The 13,527-nt window shown below is 68.2% G+C and carries 12 protein-coding genes and 1 riboswitch; of the genes, 5 read left to right on the plus strand and 7 right to left on the minus strand.

Annotation, left to right across the window (positions count from 1 at the left end; all coding sequences use genetic code 11):
- Positions 1 to 38 precede the first annotated feature (38 nt).
- Entirely contained in the window at positions 39 to 797 is a 759-nt protein-coding gene (locus G6N55_RS05100) for a class I SAM-dependent methyltransferase (protein WP_085225654.1), read from the plus strand.
- On the opposite strand, the gene G6N55_RS05105 is transcribed toward G6N55_RS05100, so the two are convergent.
- On the minus strand, positions 798 to 1,724 hold the full coding sequence (locus tag G6N55_RS05105; protein WP_085225656.1) for an RluA family pseudouridine synthase: 927 nt from the start codon (positions 1,722 to 1,724) through the stop codon (positions 798 to 800).
- Positions 1,721 to 2,377: a signal peptidase II gene (lspA, locus tag G6N55_RS05110; protein WP_232078924.1), complete on the minus strand. Its 657-nt coding sequence runs from the start codon at positions 2,375 to 2,377 to the stop codon at positions 1,721 to 1,723. The genes G6N55_RS05105 and lspA overlap by 4 nt, the downstream gene beginning before the upstream one ends.
- A 75-nt stretch (positions 2,378 to 2,452) precedes the next feature.
- Between lspA and G6N55_RS05115 the strand changes: the two genes are divergently transcribed.
- Positions 2,453 to 3,379, plus strand: coding sequence for an asparaginase (locus G6N55_RS05115; RefSeq protein WP_085225658.1), 927 nt, complete (start codon positions 2,453 to 2,455; stop codon positions 3,377 to 3,379).
- Here G6N55_RS05115 and G6N55_RS05120 read toward each other — a convergent pair.
- On the minus strand, positions 3,344 to 4,771 hold the full coding sequence (locus G6N55_RS05120) for a DNA polymerase IV (protein WP_085225660.1): 1,428 nt from the start codon (positions 4,769 to 4,771) through the stop codon (positions 3,344 to 3,346). The genes G6N55_RS05115 and G6N55_RS05120 overlap by 36 nt on opposite strands.
- A 39-nt stretch (positions 4,772 to 4,810) precedes the next feature.
- Between G6N55_RS05120 and G6N55_RS05125 the strand changes: the two genes are divergently transcribed.
- Together G6N55_RS05125 and G6N55_RS05130 are read left to right on the plus strand one after the other, a co-directional pair.
- Entirely contained in the window at positions 4,811 to 5,383 is a 573-nt protein-coding gene (locus tag G6N55_RS05125) for a class I SAM-dependent methyltransferase (protein WP_085225662.1), read from the plus strand.
- Between the two features lie 99 nt (positions 5,384 to 5,482).
- On the plus strand, positions 5,483 to 6,295 hold the full coding sequence (locus tag G6N55_RS05130; protein ID WP_085225664.1) for a class I SAM-dependent methyltransferase: 813 nt from the start codon (positions 5,483 to 5,485) through the stop codon (positions 6,293 to 6,295).
- Between the two features lie 54 nt (positions 6,296 to 6,349).
- On the opposite strand, the gene ileS is transcribed toward G6N55_RS05130, so the two are convergent.
- The 4 genes from ileS to G6N55_RS05150 all read right to left on the minus strand — a co-directional run bounded on the left by ileS (position 6,350) and on the right by G6N55_RS05150 (position 12,315).
- On the minus strand, positions 6,350 to 9,481 hold the full coding sequence (gene ileS, locus G6N55_RS05135) for an isoleucine--tRNA ligase (RefSeq protein WP_085225716.1): 3,132 nt from the start codon (positions 9,479 to 9,481) through the stop codon (positions 6,350 to 6,352).
- A 260-nt stretch (positions 9,482 to 9,741) separates the two neighbouring features.
- Complete coding sequence (locus tag G6N55_RS05140; RefSeq protein WP_085225666.1) at positions 9,742 to 9,978, minus strand: Rv1535 family protein; 237 nt, start codon at positions 9,976 to 9,978, stop codon at positions 9,742 to 9,744.
- A gap of 277 nt (positions 9,979 to 10,255) precedes the next feature.
- Positions 10,256 to 10,425: riboswitch (M-box (ykoK) riboswitch) on the minus strand.
- Positions 10,426 to 10,585: 160 nt separating this feature from the next.
- Positions 10,586 to 11,710: an NAD(P)H-dependent flavin oxidoreductase gene (locus G6N55_RS05145; protein ID WP_085225668.1), complete on the minus strand. Its 1,125-nt coding sequence runs from the start codon at positions 11,708 to 11,710 to the stop codon at positions 10,586 to 10,588.
- A gap of 35 nt (positions 11,711 to 11,745) precedes the next feature.
- Positions 11,746 to 12,315 carry a carboxymuconolactone decarboxylase family protein gene (locus G6N55_RS05150; RefSeq protein ID WP_085225670.1) on the minus strand — a complete coding sequence of 190 codons (570 nt, stop codon included), beginning with the start codon at positions 12,313 to 12,315 and terminating at the stop codon, positions 11,746 to 11,748.
- A 318-nt stretch (positions 12,316 to 12,633) separates the two neighbouring features.
- On the opposite strand from G6N55_RS05150, the gene G6N55_RS05155 reads away from it, so the two are divergent.
- On the plus strand, positions 12,634 to 13,521 hold the full coding sequence (locus tag G6N55_RS05155; protein WP_085225672.1) for a glycosyltransferase: 888 nt from the start codon (positions 12,634 to 12,636) through the stop codon (positions 13,519 to 13,521).
- The last annotated feature ends 6 nt before the right edge of the window (positions 13,522 to 13,527 follow it).

The raw sequence follows: 13,527 nt of genomic DNA on the forward strand, positions 1-13,527 counted from the left end.
ACGAGCGGGCCGGCCTGTCGATGTCCACAATGCAAGGCATGGGCCGCACATTCGAAGATCTGGTCGCAGAAGCCGATTCGGTATCCGTCGACGGCTGGGATTTCTCCTGGCTGGACGGGCGGGCCACCGAGGAGCGACCGTCGTGGGGCTACCAACGGCTGATCAGCCAGAGCTATGCGACGGTGTCAGCCGCGGTGGATCTGCAGACCGGCGGCGGCGAAGTACTCGCCGGTGCGGGGCCCTTCCCGCCGACCATGGCGGCCGTCGAGTCGTGGCCGCCGAACGTCGCTCTGGCCACCGAGCGACTGCATCCGCGCGGTGTCGTGGTGGTGGCGACGCCGGACGGGTCGCTGCTGCCGTTCGGCGACGACGCCTTCGACCTGGTCACCAGCCGCCATCCGCACACGCTGTTCTGGCCCGAGATCGCCCGGGTGCTACGCCCCGGCGGCACCTACCTGGCTCAACACATCGGACCCGGGACGGTGTCCGAGCTGATCGAGTTCTTCCTCGGGCCACAGCCCGAAACGCCGGATCTGCGACACCCGGACAACGAAAGCGCGGCGGCGCGGGCGGCCGGGCTCGAGATCGTCGACATGCGTCCGGAACGCCTGCGCCAGGAGTACTTCGATATCGGCGCGGTGGTCTACGTCCTGCGCAAGGTGATCTGGTGGGTGCCGGACTTCACGGTCGAGCGCTATCTCGATCGGCTGCGGGAGCTGCATGAGCGCATCGCAGCCGACGGGCCCTTCGTCGCGCACGCCACGCGGGTTCTGGTGCGGGCCCGCAAGCCCGGCTGATCAGCCCTCGTCGCGCAGCACGTCCAGCGCATGCCGCAGGTCGGCCGGATATGGGCTGACGAATTCCACCCAGCGCCCGTCGGCCGGATGAGCGAAGGCCAGCGACCGCGCGTGCAGCCATTGACGTTCCAGCCCAAGTCTTTTCGCGAGCTTCGGGTCGGCTCCGTAGACGAGGTCGCCGCAGCACGGATGATGCAAGGCGGCGAAATGCACCCGAATCTGGTGGGTACGACCGGTTTCCAGGTGCACGTCGAGCAGGCTGGCGGCGACGTGCGCCTCCACGGTGTCGTAGTGGGTGATGCTGTGCCGCCCGTTCTGGGTGACCGCGAACTTCCACTCCCCGCCGCGGTGTCGTCCGATCGGCGCGTCGATGGTTCCGCTGGACGGGTCCGGATGTCCTTGCACCAGAGCGTGATAGCGCTTGTCGACGGTGCGCTGTTTGAACGCCCGCTTGAGCAGGGTGTACGCCCGCTCGGAGAGCGCGACCACCATCACGCCGGAGGTGCCCACGTCGAGCCGATGCACGATGCCCTGCCGCTCGTGCACGCCCGACGTGGTGATCCGATAGCCCGCGGCGGCCAGGCCGCCGAGCACGGTGGGCCCGCTCCAGCCCACCGAGGCGTGCGCCGCCACCGCCGCCGGCTTGTCGACCACGACGATATCGTCGTCGGAGTACAGGATCGTCATGCCCTCGATCTCGACCGGGGTGTTCTCCAGCGGCGCCGGCGCCTCGGGCAACCGCACCTCCAGCCAGGCGCCGGGCGTCAGGCGGTCGGACTTGCCCGCCTGCACACCGTCGAGTTCGACGCCGCCGTCCTCGGCGATGGCGGCCACGGCGCTGCGAGACAGCCCGAGCAGGCGTGACAGCCCCGCGTCGACACGCATGCCCGCCAATCCCTCCGGAACGGGCATCGATCGGTCGGTCATCGGGTTTGGTCGGCCTGATCCGGGCTCTCGCCGCCGGCTCCGCCGGCATCACGAGTGGCCCCGCCGGGCTTGCGCCGTCCCACGGTGTCGAAATCGAAGCCGAACACCGAGAGTACGACGAGCAGGATCGCGCCGCCGACCACCGCCGGGTCGGCGACGTTGAACACCGGCCACCAGCCGACCGACAAAAAGTCCACGACGTGGCCGCGAAGCGGCCCCGGGGCGCGGAAGAAACGATCGACCAGGTTGCCCGTCGCGCCGCCGAGGATCATGCCGAGGCCCACCGCCCACCAGGGCGATACCAGCCGCCGGCCCATCCAGAAGATGCCGATCACCACACCGGTGGCGATCAGCGTCAACACCCAGGTGTATCCGGTCGCCATCGAGAACGCGGCCCCCGAATTGCGCACCAAAGTCCAGGTCACCGTGTCACCGATGATCGACACCGGCTGCCCGGGCGGCAGCAGCCTGACGGCGAGCACCTTGGTCACGATGTCGAGCGCCAGCACGACGGCCGCCACCGACAGCAGCAGCCGCACCCGCCGTGGAGCGGACTGCGGCGCAGGGGCCTCGGGTGTTGCCACTTCCCCGGACGTTTCAGCGTCCCCTGCTGACGTCACCGGCTCGGCCGATCCCGTTGGTTCTTCGGACACGACCCCATCATCCCCTAGCAGCCGGCTTGGTCGGGTGCGGCCTCGCCGCCCCGGCGAGTGCGGAATGATTCGGCTATGGGTCGTCTCACCGTCATCGCCACCGGCGGCACGATTTCAACCAGCACCGGTGCCGACGGCGTGCGCCGTCCCAGCCGCAGCGGATCCGACCTCACCGCCGGTCTCGATGTCGACGTCGTCGACCTGATGGCCGTCGACAGCTCGGAACTGACGACGTCGGACTGGGACCGGATCGGCGACGCCGTGCGGGCCGCGGTCGCCGGCGGCGCCGAGGGTGTGGTCGTCGCGCACGGCACCGACACCATGGAGGAGAGCCTGCTCTGGCTCGAGCTCACCCATACCGGTGACGTCCCGGTGGTGCTGACCGGCGCGATGCGCAGCGCCGATGCCCCCGATGCCGACGGCCCGGCCAATCTGCGCGATGCGCTGGCCGTGGCGGCCAGCCCGGCCGCGCGCGGCCTCGGCGTGTTGCTGTCCTTCGCGGGCCGGGTGTGGCAGCCGCTGGGCCTAAACAAGGTGGCCACCCAGGATTTGAGCGGCTTCGCGGGCGAGCTGCTGGGCACCAGCTCGGGCGGCGTGACGCTGAAAGGTGCCAAAACCCGCCCCTACCTCGGTGAACTGCGGGCCGCCGACGCGCCGCGGGTCGACATCGTCGCGGTCTACCTGGGCAGCGACTCCGTGGCGCTGGACGCGTTCGTCGCCGCGGGAGCGCGCGCCGTCGTGCTGGAAGCGCTGGGCTCGGGCAATGCCGGGGCCGCGGTGGTCGACGGCGTGCGCCGGCACTGCGCCGACGGGATCGTCGTCGCGGTATCCACCCGGGTACCCGGCGGCGGGGTCAGCGCGGGCTACGGCCCCGGCCACGACCTGGTCGAGGCCGGCGCCGTGATGGTGCCCCGGTTGCGGCCGCCGCAGGCCCGGGTGCTGCTGATGGCCACGCTGGCCGCGAAGCTACCGGTCGCCGACGTCATCGCCCGCTGGGGCTGACGCATCGGCGGCGGGCTCCTCGGTGCGCAGTGCGCCTGCGTAGTCCGGCCAGTCCAGGGAATCGATCGGGTTGGCGCCGGCGAGATCGGCGGTCCCGGCGGGGAACGTCCGGGCCACGCCCGGCCCGGAACTGCGGGTTTCGAACCGCACGGTGACCACGCCATGGCCGGCGCCCTGCACCCAGCCGTGCCCGAGTTCGCGGTGATCGACATCGTCGCCCACCCGCCACGGCGAGGCCTCCGGCGCCGGCGCGAACATCGCGCCGGTCCCGATTTCGGTTGCCGTTTGGAAGGAGTGCTGTGCTTCCGACTCCGGAGCCGCGAGGTCCAGGTCGGGAAACAGCGACTCCTGGCGCACGTCGCTCAAGCCCGAAAACCCAACGCCGAGTAGACGAATCGGCCCGATCTCGCGCGGATCGAGCAGCAGTCGCCGGGCCAGCGCGACCAGCGCGCCGGCCTCGGTCGTCGCGTACGGCAAGGTCGCCGAGCGGGTCAGCGTGCTCATGTCGGACTTCTTCAGCTTCACCGTGACGGTGCGCGCGCCGCGGCCGTCGCGAAGCAGGCGCCGATGCGCATGCTCGGCGATCGGCTCGATCGCGTCGTGCAGCTGCTCCAGGCTGGTCAGGTCGACGGCGAAGGTGGATTCGGCGCTGATCTGCTTGGCCTCGGCGCGTTCGGCGACCGGGCGATCGTCGATCCCGCGGGCCAGCCGGTGTAGCGCCGGCCCGACCGTCGCGCCCAGGATGTTGGCGACCTCGGCGTCGGTCAACGCGGCCAGCTGCCCGATCGTCTCGATGCCGAGCCGATTCAGCTTCTCCTCGGCGACCGGGCCGATCCCCCACAGCCGCCGCACCGGCAACCCGTCCAGCAGCAACCGTTCCTCGGCACGCCCGACCACCCGAATGCCGTCGGGTTTGGCCAGGCCGGAGGCGATCTTGGCGATCTGCTTGCCCGAGCCCGCGCCCACCGAGGCGATCAACCCGGTCTCGTCGCGCACCCGTCGCCGCAGCGCCTCGCAGAACTCCTCGACGTCCTCGGCCGCCGCCCCGGCGAGCTGCGGTGGCTCCCCGAACGCCTCGTCGAAGGACAGCTGCTCGACGACCGGCACCACGGCGCGCACGGTGTCGAACACCCGCCGGCTGGCGAGCCCGTACACCACCCCGCGCGGCGGCAGCACCACCGCGGTCACCCCGATCATGCGGCGCGCCTGATGCATCGGCATGGCCGAACGCGCCCCGAACACCCGCGCCTCGTAGCTCGCGCCGGCCACCACTCCCCGGCCACCCAACCCGCCGACCAGCACCGGCCGACCGCGCAGGGTCGGGCGGGTGAGCTGCTCGACGGAGGCGAAGAACGCGTCCATGTCCAGGTGCAGGACCCAGCGCGACTCCATCCGATAAATGCTATTGCGCTACTGGGCTAACGTTTTCCCATGGCCATGAACCTCGCGCACCGACGGATCTGCAGCTCGGACCGCTGGGCTAAAGCAGTCGAAGACGATCTGCTGCCCTGGGCGCTGGCCGACGTAGACCTCGGCGACAACACCCTCGAGATCGGGCCCGGCTACGGCGCGATCCTGCGGGTGCTGGTCGACAAGACGCCGACGTACACCGCGGTCGAGATCGACACCCCGATGGCGGAGCGACTGCAGCGGCTCTACGGCGACCGGGCGCGAATCATCAACGGCGATGCCACCAAAACCGGGCTGCCGGCCGAAGAGTTCAGCTCGGTGGTGTCGTTCACGATGCTGCACCACGTCCCGACCGTCGAGCTGCAGGATGCGTTGTTCGCCGAGGCGTTTCGCGTGCTGCGCCCCCGCGGCGTGTTTGCCGGCAGCGACAGCGTGACGTCGCTGCGCTTCCGGATTCTGCATTTCCGCGATATCTGCAACACGGTGTCGCCGGATACCCTGCCGGATCGCTTGCGCGCAGCGGGATTTGGCTACGTCGAGGTCGAGGTCCGCGGCGGCAGGCTGCGCTGGCGCGCGGTCAAACTCGCGGCCTAGCTCGCCTCAGCTAGCGGGCGCTACCCGAATCGCTTGCTGACGGCCGGCTTTCGCAGTAGCGAGTTCGACGGCACAGCGGCGACGGGTACAACGGAAGACATGCCCACCGTGTCGACCGAACCCTCGCCCTCAGACCGCCAGCCACACCTGCTCCGTGACGTCGCGGAATCCTTCGGAGTGGACGCGGACCGCTACGACCGGGCCCGGCCCCGCTATCCCGACGCACTGATACACCGCGTCATCGCCGCAAGCCCCGGCGTGGAATTCCTGGACGTCGGCTGCGGCACCGGTATCGGCGCGCGGCAGTACCGGGAGGCCGGCGTCACCGTGCTCGGTGTCGACCCGGACGCGCGGATGGCCGAGGTGGCCAGGCGCAGCGGTATCGAGGTCGAGATCGGCAACTTCGAGACCTGGGACCCGGCCGGCCGGACTTTCGACGCGGTCGTCGCCGGGCAGGCCTGGCACTGGGTGGATCCCGTGCTGGGCGCCGCCAAGGCGGCACGGGTACTGCGGCCCCACGGGCTGCTGGCCACTTATTGGCATGTCTTCGACCCTCCGAGCGAAATCGCCCAAGCCTTCGACGACGTGCTGGGGCGCGTCGCGCCAGACGCACCGCTGCAGATACCCGGCCTCCGACTGCAAGAGGAAAATCTCACCAGGGCGCTGGAAGGCATAAGAACTGCCGGCGGCTTCACCGAACCCGGGCAGTGGCGGTTCGAATGGCACCGGCGCTACACACGCGACGAATGGCTGGACCATCTGGCCACCACCGGCCAGCTCACGCTGCTCGGGCCGGGCGAGGTCGCGACCGTGCGAGATGCCGTGGGCGCCACCATCGACGCGCTCGGCGGCAGCTTCACGATGCAATACGTCACCCTGGCGGCCGCGGCCTCACTCTCGGCGGGGCCGTAACCGACCTGCGCGCGCCCGCGCAGTCCGGTTGGCTCGCGGCGTCCACATTCGCGATCAGGCGTCAGCCTTGGCGATCTCGACCCGCACGCCGTCGCCGATGTCGGCGCCGTCCTCCGCGTCGCCGAATTCGAAGCTGGTGGCCAGGATTTCACCCGCGATCAGGGCGCGGTGCGTCTGCGCCCAGTCGGCCCGTTCGGCAGGCACCGACATCACCACGCGAATGCGGTCGGAGACGTCCAGCCCGGTCGACTTGCGCAACTCCTGCAGCTCGCGAATCCGGTCCTTGGCCCAGCCTTCGGCCTCCAGCTCCGGGGTCACCGTGCCGTCCAACACGACCAGACCGGCTCCGCCGGGCAGCGCCGCGGTGAACTCGGGATCGGCGGCCACCAGCCGCGAGCTGTACTCCTCGGGCTGCAGCACCGCGGGGCCCGCGGTCAGGGTGCCGTCGGGGTTGACGACGCCCTCGCCGGCCTTGACCGCCTTGATGGCGGCTTGCACGTCCTTGCCCAACCGCGGTCCGGCCACCCGCGCGTTGACGGTGAGCTCGAAGCGGCCGTAGGTGTCGATCGCGTCGGTCAGTTCCACGCTCTTGACGTTGAGCTCGTCGGCGATCAGGTCGGTGAACGGCACCAGCTGCTGCGGATCCTCGACTGCCACAGTCAGTTTCGGCAAAGGCAGCCGCACCCGCAATTTCTTGGCTTTGCGCAGCGACGACGCGGCCGAGCACACCTCGCGAACCTGGTCCATCGCGGCGACCAGGGCATGGTCGGCGGGAAGCTCGCCGGCCTGCGGCCAGTCGGTCAGGTGCACCGACCGCTCGTCGGTCAGACCGCGCCAGATGATCTCGGTGACCAACGGAAGTAGCGGGGCGGCCAGTCGCGCAGCCACCTCCAGCACGGTGTGCAGCGTATCGATCGCGTCGGCGTCCTCTTCCCAGAACCGCGAACGTGACCGTCGCACATACCAATTCGTCAGCGCCTCGGTGAACTGACGCAGTTGTTCGCAGGCCCCGGAGATGTCGCAGACCTCCAGCGAGCCGGTCAGCTCGTCGCGCAACACCGCCAGCTTGGCCAGGATGTAGCGGTCCAGCACATTTGCCGAATCCGTGCGCCAGGTACCGACTTTCGGGGCGTAGAGGGCCAGGAAGCTGTAGGCGTTCCACAGCGGCAACAGCACCTGGCGCACGCCTTCGCGGATGCCCTGCTCGGTGACGATCAGGTTGCCGCCGCGCAGGATCGGCGAGGCCATCAGGAACCACCGCATCGCGTCCGAGCCGTCGCGGTCGAAGACCTCGGACACGTCGGGATAGTTGCGCAGCGACTTGCTCATCTTCTGGCCGTCGGAGCCCAGCACGATCCCATGTGCCACACAGGTTTTGAACGCGGGGCGGTCAAACAGCGCGGTGGCCAGCACGTGCAGTGTGTAGAACCAGCCGCGGGTCTGCCCGATGTATTCGACGATGAAGTCGCCCGGGTAGTGGGTGTCGAACCAGTCGGAGTTCTCGAACGGGTAGTGCACCTGGGCGTACGGCATGGAGCCCGAGTCGAACCACACGTCGAGCACGTCGGGGATGCGGCGCATCGTGCTGGCACCGGTGGGGTCGTCGGGGTTGGGCCGGGTGAGCTCGTCGATGTAGGGCCGGTGCAGATTGGTCGGCCGCACCCCGAAGTCGCGCTCCAGCTCGTCGAGGCTGCCGTAGGCGTCGATGCGCGGATAGGCCGGGTCGTCGGATTTCCACACCGGAATAGGCGTGCCCCAGTAGCGATTTCGTGAGATCGACCAGTCGCGGGCGCCCCGCAGCCATTTGCCGAACTGCCCGTCCTTGACGTGTTCGGGATACCAGGTGATCTGCTGGTTGAGTTCGACCATGCGGTCGCGGAATTCAGTCACCGCGACGAACCACGACGACACCGCCCGGTAGATCAGCGGATTGCGGCATCGCCAGCAGTGCGGGTAGGGGTGCTCGTAGGTCTCGTGCCGGATCAGCACCGGCTGGTTGACCGCGGCCGGGCCGCTGCCGTTCTTCAGGTCGCGGATGATCTGCGGGTTGGCGTCAAAGACGTGCTGCCCCTGGTAATCCGGGACGGTGGCGTCGAAGCGGCCCTTGGCATCGACCGGGGTGACCGGCACGATGCCCACCCTGTCGGTGGTCGCCATGTCGTCCTCACCGTAGGCCGGTGCCATATGCACGATCCCGGTGCCGTCCTCGGTGGTGACGAACTCGCCCGGCAGCACCTGAAACGCCTCGGCAGTGTCCATGAAATACGGGAACGCGGGCAGATAGCGGGTCCCCAACAGATCGGCGCCCGAGTAGGTGCCCAGCACATCGGGTTCTTCGCCCAGCTCTTTGGCGTAGGCGCCGAGCCGCGCCTCGGCCAGCACAAAACGCCGATCCCCCACCTTGACCTGGGCGTAGGTCACCTCCGGGTTGACGGCAACGGCCAGGTTCGACGGCAGGGTCCACGGCGTGGTCGTCCACACCAGCAGGTAGGCGCCGTCGAGCTCGCCGGCCGTCACCCTGAAACCCACCGTGACGGCCGGGTCCTGGCGGCTCTGATAGACGTCGTCGTCCATCCGCAATTCGTGGTTGGACAACGGGGTTTCGTCGCGCCAGCAGTACGGCAATACCCGGTAGCCCTCGTAGGCGAGGCCCTTGTCCCACAGCCGTTTGAAGGCCCAGATCACCGACTCCATATAGGGCAGATCGAGCGTCTTGTAGTCGTTGTCGAAGTCGACCCAGCGCGCCTGGCGGGTGACGTAGGCCTGCCATTCGCCGGTGTAGCGCAACACCGATTCCCGGCAGGCCTCGTTGAACGCGGCGATGCCCATGTCGTCGATCTGCGACTTGTCGGTGATGCCCAGCTGGCGTTCGACTTCGAGTTCGGCGGGCAGCCCGTGGGTGTCCCAGCCGAATCGGCGGTCCACCTTGTAGCCGCGCATCGTGCGATACCGCGGGACAATGTCTTTCACGTAGCCGGTGAGCAGGTGCCCGTAGTGTGGCAGCCCGTTGGCGAAGGGTGGCCCGTCGTAGAACACGTACTCTTCGGCGCCATCGCGGTGGGCGATGCTGGCCCGGAAGGTTGCGTCGCGAGTCCAGTAGTCGAGGACCTCGAGTTCCAGCGCCGGGAAGTCGGGGGCTCCCCCGGCCAGCTTGGGATAAGCCCTGGCGTCAGCGTTTTCGGTCACGGTGCGCGTCGTCTCCTGCGTGCCTACGGTCAGGCCGGGGACGAGGCCGCGCAACCTGCGCGAGCACCGCGGTACCACCCCGCTTGCCGCGCTCACGCGCGGCCGCTCGATTCAGGCTGTGACGGGCCTACCCGTTCGGGTCTACTGGGCCGTGCGGGCTGTTCTTCCGAAGGCTCCCCGGTGATAGCCGGATCGACGCCGTGAACAAGATTCTACGGACCCGCGCAAATCAATCGCTGCCGGCTCCGACACATCCATCGTCAACGGACCTCGATCAAACCGACACGCCACAGGGCCGCGTAGACGTGGCGAACGGGGACGCTCAGCAGGCGAGCGGCACCGGCTACCAGCGGGTCGCCGGCGCCGAAGTATCCGGCGTCGGCGGGCCGGGCGGCCTTCTTGGGGGCGGGGGCGTGCACCGGCGTGGTGTCGGGCACGAGGCGCAGGTTGCGGACGGGTGCTACGGCAACTACTTCGTCGAAGAGTACTGCGGTCATGATCGTCTCCTAACGGAATTGCAAACGGGTACTGACTGGACTTGCGGTGTCCCGACCCGTAAGGGTTCCGATCCGAGAACGCTTGAGCGGTAAGTCGATTCGCTAGCTCAGGCGTCGGGCCGGAGGTCGGATTGGGACGGAGCGTGTCCCGGATATCCATCCGGACTGCCACTGGAACTCATGCGCCCCTCACCTCCTCTACGGCCACGACGCGTGCGGTTACCCGCGCCTATTTGCGCGCACCAGAAGGAGTTCAGAATCCGGCGACCGCCGGAAATCCGCACCCCTCTCGTCAGAGCTTTGGCACCACACGACGTGTCCGGAACTCCGGAAGCCACTTGGACTCAACCCTTAAGCCGGGAGGAGCTGTCCTGACCCGGGGCGTCTTTCGACGTTCGGGGTCAGTGGCCTGTGTTCGTGTAGCCGCCTCACCTAACGAGGTGCTGCCGTAAATACTCCACGAGGTGCCCGACCCGGTCAATGTGATCTGGCGCGTGCCGGGCAACTTATCGGCGTCTTCACAGCTTTCGATCAGCTTTGACCGCATTGACCTGCACAAATGCCCCGCTGTGGCATGGTTCACAGCCGCCGGAACGCGTCGCGACGGTCAGTCGTCAGCTAAGTTTTCCAGCCGCCCGATGGTCTCGGCGAACTCCTCGATCATGTCGAGCATGACCGAGCGGGTCGGCCGGACGCGGTCGAGCGAACCGACCACCTGGCCGACGAAATAGGTTGCCAGCTCACGCGCCTTGGCGCCGGGATGGCCGGCCGCCTGGTTGATGCGCAGCTGCGCTTCGGTGACCAACGTGGTCTGCAACGGCATGCCGAGCGGGGCCGGGTTTTCGGGCCGCTCCCATTCCTCGGTCCACGCCGTGCGCAGCATCCGCGCCGGCTTGCCCGTCATCGACCGCGATCGCACGGTGTCCGACGAACTGGCGGCCAGGAATTTCTCCTTGACCACCGGGTCGGTCTCGGCTTCCTCGGTGGTCAGCCAGACCGAGCCGCACCACACGCCCTCGGCGCCCAGGGCCAGTGCCGCCGCGATCTGGCGCCCGCGGGCGATCCCGCCCGCCGCCAGGACGGGGACCGGCGCGACCGCGTCGACGACCTCGGGGACCAGCACCATCGTCGCCACCTCGCCGGTGTGACCCCCCGCTTCGGTACCCTGCGCGACGATCAGGTCGACGCCGGCCGCGGCGTGCCGACGCGCGTGCGCGGTGGTGCCGGCCAGCGCGGCCACCAACACGTCGTGTCCGTGCGCACGTTCGACGAGGTCGGCCGGCGGCGGCCCGAGCGCGCTGGCAATCAACCGAATGTTGTGCGCGAAGGCCACTTCCAGCAGCGGCTCGTAGCCCTTGGGCGAGATGTTGAGGCCGCCGGCGGATGCTCGCGGCGGTTCGGCCGGTGCCGTGATGCCATAACGGGCGAGCAAGTCCTCGACGAACGCGCGATGCTCCTCGGGGAGCAGCCCCCTGACTTGCCTGGCGTCGATGCCGCCTTGGTCGGCGCCGACGTACTTGGGCGGCAACAGCAGGTCGACCCCGTAGGGCTTGCCCCCGGTCTGCTCCTCGATCCAGGTGAGCTCGTTCTGCAGCCGCTGCGGGCTATGCGCGACGGCACCCAGGACGCCGAATCCCCCCGCATTGGTGACCGCGGCGACGACGTCGCGACAGTGGCTGAAGGCGCATATCGGGAACTCCACACCGAGCATCTCGGCGACTCTGGTCCGCATTACTCGACGCTAGGAGTTATCGCGGGACATGGCAATCAACCCGCGGGTGCACACCCGTCAGGTGGCCAGCCCGCCACACCGTCCTCCAGCGGGACCTCGAGGCTCTGCAGAATCGACGACACCATCCGCCACGCGCTGATGGCGGTGACGAGTTCAACGAGAACCGTTTTGTCGCTTCGTAATTCGCGTTCGCAGTCGGCCCAGCTCTGCGGGCTGACCACACCGTCGCGCACCACATCGTCGGTGGCCGCCAGCACGGCGCGTTCGGTGGGCCCGAATCCGTCGTGCCGTTGCCAATCCCGCACCCCGAGCAGGTCGTCGGTCGTCACGCCCAACCGGGTGGCGACGCGCCAGTGCTGCGTCCATTCGTATTCGCACGCGGTGAGCCAGCCGATCCGCATGATCACCAGCTCCCGTAACCGGGCGTCGAGCGAACCGTGCCACAGCATGGTCGCGAGCAGGTCGTTGACCGCGCGCGCCAGCTGCGGATGGTTCAGCAACACCTGGAAGATGCTGAGCTCGGCCATGTAGTCGGGTACGGCCGCCTCGTCGGCGGCGGCCTTGGCCTCGCCGAGCGGCAGTCCGGGGACGCGGGCTGTTGTCATCGTGTGAGCACTCCGATCAACTGGCGGAACGTGTTCGCGTTCACCGGTAATCGTAGCCAGCACGACCCGGGCGCCTTCGCGGAGCGGCGGGCAAACATCGAACCCCGGGCCCGGGCGCAGATAGACATGTGTTGAACGACGGGCACTTGCCGGTGAACGTTCCACGAAAATGCGGCTGTTCGCCCCGATGCCCGGCCGGCGAAACAACTACGGTTTCAGAAAAGGACGCAATGAATTATTCACCCCCACAGCTGAATTCGGGGCCGGCCGGCTATGGCGCTGGCTGTCCCCGGACGTCCGCAGATTGGTGTGTAAGCCATGGCGCAACAGCCCTCGGTCTCAATCGTCATTCCCGCCTATAACGAAGAACGGCTCATCGGCAAATGCCTGGAGTCGTGCATCAACCAGACCTCGGCGCCGGACGAAATAATTGTCGTCAACAACAAGTCGACCGACGACACCGCGTCGATTGTGCGCAGATATCAGGCACGGGCGCCGCACTTGGACATCCAGCTGCTCGACCAGGACACCCACCAGGGCATCGCGCCGACCCGCGACCACGGGTTCGATCAGGCGCGGGGCGACGTCTTCGGCCGCATCGACGCCGATACGGTCATTCCGCCGGACTGGGTCGACGCGGTTCGCCGTTGCTTCTCCGACCCCGACATCGACGCCGCGAGCGGTCCGATCGCCATTTACGATCTGCCTTTCCGGGGCTTCCTCTTCTGGGTCGATTCCACGCTTCGGCACTTCTTGCACAAACACGTCCGCAATGAGCGGTTTCTGCTCGGGTGCAACATGGCAATTCGCGCGACGGCGTGGAAGGGTGTCCGGCTTCAGACGCAACTGGACCCGGAAGTGCGCCTGCACGAAGATATCGACCTGGCGCTGACGCTGTTCAAAAATGATTTCGAGATTTCCTACGAACCGTCCATGGTCGCCGATATCTCGGGCCGGCGAGTGGAATCCTCACCGAGCGAGTTCTACCGCTACGCCACGCGTTATACGCGGACAACCCAACTGCACGGCATCAAGAGCCCGACGGCACACACGACGATTGCCACCCTGCTGTTGCTCTATTACCCGTTCCGGACGATGCGCTTCTTTTACGACGCGGACGAACAGAAATTCACCCTGGCAAAGCTGCGGGACCGCCTGCGCGCTCTGGCCCAACCCGTCGACGCTGAGTCGCCAACTAGCTTGTAGCAGTAA

Origin of the sequence: Mycobacterium florentinum, assembly GCF_010730355.1 — a bacterium.
Classification (GTDB): domain Bacteria; phylum Actinomycetota; class Actinomycetes; order Mycobacteriales; family Mycobacteriaceae; genus Mycobacterium; species Mycobacterium florentinum.

Excerpts from the sequence above, each read along its gene's own strand:
- G6N55_RS05115 (WP_085225658.1), top strand. The coding sequence starts at position 2,453 with ATGGGTCGTCTCACCGTCATCGCCACCGGCGGCACGATTTCAACCAGC.
- G6N55_RS05145 (WP_085225668.1), bottom strand. The coding sequence starts at position 11,710 with ATGCGGACCAGAGTCGCCGAGATGCTCGGTGTGGAGTTCCCGATATGC.
- G6N55_RS05155 (WP_085225672.1), top strand. The coding sequence starts at position 12,634 with ATGGCGCAACAGCCCTCGGTCTCAATCGTCATTCCCGCCTATAACGAA.
- G6N55_RS05125 (WP_085225662.1), top strand. The coding sequence starts at position 4,811 with ATGGCCATGAACCTCGCGCACCGACGGATCTGCAGCTCGGACCGCTGG.
- G6N55_RS05100 (WP_085225654.1), top strand. The coding sequence starts at position 39 with ATGGGCCGCACATTCGAAGATCTGGTCGCAGAAGCCGATTCGGTATCC.
- G6N55_RS05140 (WP_085225666.1), bottom strand. The coding sequence starts at position 9,978 with ATGACCGCAGTACTCTTCGACGAAGTAGTTGCCGTAGCACCCGTCCGC.
- G6N55_RS05130 (WP_085225664.1), top strand. The coding sequence starts at position 5,483 with ATGCCCACCGTGTCGACCGAACCCTCGCCCTCAGACCGCCAGCCACAC.
- G6N55_RS05105 (WP_085225656.1), bottom strand. The coding sequence starts at position 1,724 with ATGACCGACCGATCGATGCCCGTTCCGGAGGGATTGGCGGGCATGCGT.
- G6N55_RS05120 (WP_085225660.1), bottom strand. The coding sequence starts at position 4,771 with ATGGAGTCGCGCTGGGTCCTGCACCTGGACATGGACGCGTTCTTCGCC.
- G6N55_RS05150 (WP_085225670.1), bottom strand. The coding sequence starts at position 12,315 with ATGACAACAGCCCGCGTCCCCGGACTGCCGCTCGGCGAGGCCAAGGCC.